This is a genomic window from Daejeonella sp. (genome assembly GCF_049655485.1).
Taxonomy (GTDB): Bacteria; Bacteroidota; Bacteroidia; order Sphingobacteriales; family Sphingobacteriaceae; genus Daejeonella.
The window spans coordinates 1-1,604 of sequence record NZ_JBASJU010000244.1 but is presented as its reverse complement, the minus strand read 5'-3'; the positions used below and the strand labels follow the sequence as shown (position 1 = coordinate 1,604).

Sequence of the window (1,604 nt, the reverse complement as noted above, 5' to 3'; positions counted from 1 at the left end):
GAAGCAGGATACAGACTCCGAAAAGGCAATTTGTCAGCAGGATTAAACGCTTACGCGATGATGTATGACGATCAGCTGGTGCTCACTGGAAAGATAAATGATGTGGGCGAATATATCCGCCAGAATGCAGAGGATAGTTACCGTGTAGGTATCGAACTCGACAGCAGATTACAGCTTAACAGCCAGCTTGCCTGGGGGCTTACTGCATCATTAAGTGATAATAAGATCAGGAACTTTACTGAATTTGTAGATGATTATGACAATGGAGGCCAGATCCAAAATGACTATAAGAACACCAACCTCGCATATTCGCCGGAATTCATCGGCTCCAGTGAAATAAGTTTCCGCCCTTTCAGGAGGACGGAAATTGCATTGCTGAGTAAATATGTGAGTGAGCAATTTCTTGATAACACATCCAATTCCACCAGGAAACTGGATGCATTCTTTGTAAATGATCTTAGGCTTGGCTACAATACTGCTTTTAAAGGAGTTAAGAATATCGGCCTTACATTACTGATTAACAATGTACTTTCAGAGAAGTATGAATCAAATGGCTATACATTCAGTTATCTGTATGGTGGTGCATTTACTACAGAGAATTTCTATTTTACACAGGCGCCGAGGAATTTTTTACTTGGATTGAGTTTGAAGTTTTAGTGGAAGAACGGGTTTAATGCTATGCCATGACAGAAAATTAAGTGCAATGAAATGTTAGGCGAGCAGGACGCATATTTTACCGCAGAGTACGCAGAGTTTTCGCAAAGTGCGCAGAGCCTGGCTTTAAATTAGCCATTCTACCACAAATTTTCGATACATGATAAAACCCATTTTAAAAGCTTTGCGAACTCTGCGTTGTACTTTGCGTACTCTGCGGTTAAAATTATTTTAAGGGTCATTATATCATGAAAAAATACATCTCTAAATTCCATTACCTAACCCAGGACCTGCCTCATCGCAGCCACGTTGAACAAACAGAAATCGCCTGTAAAGCCGGCGCAAACTGGATTCAATACCGGTGCCTAAGTAAATCCGATGATGATCTCATTTCCGAGCTTCATCAGGTTGCTTCAATTTGCGATGACTGGGGGGCAACGCTCATATTAACCGATCATTATCATTTGCTGGATAAAGTAGATGCACAAGGTGTACATTTGGAGAATATGAATGCAGATTTCAAGGAGATCCGCAAACTCATTAGCGATGACAAGACTTTAGGAGCTTCTGCAAACTCGATTGAAGATATCAAAAGGGTGTATGCAACCGGGGTTGTGGACTATATTGGCTGCGGCCCTTTCGCCCACACGGATACCAAGCCGAATGATTATTCACTGCTGGGAATTGAAGGGTATAAAACAATAACCCAAAAGATGCTGCAGGAACAGATTGATATTCCTGTTTTGGCAGTAGGCGGGGTAGCCTTATCTGATGTTGAAGCACTTCTTTCCACAGGGATTTATGGAATAGCTGTTTCAGCAGCGGTAAATTTAGCGGAAGACCCAGGGGTGGCGGTGAAGGAGCTTTACAAAGCGATCTATTGAGAAGAGCGATCAAGCCCGCCTGCAGGCAGGAAGCAAAGAACAGGGAACAAAGACTAAACCCACCGG

The 1,604-nt window shown here is 42.6% G+C and carries 1 protein-coding gene and 1 pseudogene; both read left to right on the top strand.

The annotated features are described in order from the left end of the window. Positions 1-657: pseudogene (locus WBJ10_RS10180) on the top strand (TonB-dependent receptor); the annotation flags it as partial. Positions 658-902: 245 nt separating this feature from the next. After that, positions 903-1,538 carry a thiamine phosphate synthase gene (locus WBJ10_RS10175; protein ID WP_424289920.1) on the top strand — a complete coding sequence of 212 codons (636 nt, stop codon included), beginning with the start codon at positions 903-905 and terminating at the stop codon, positions 1,536-1,538. Positions 1,539-1,604: the final 66 nt, after the last annotated feature.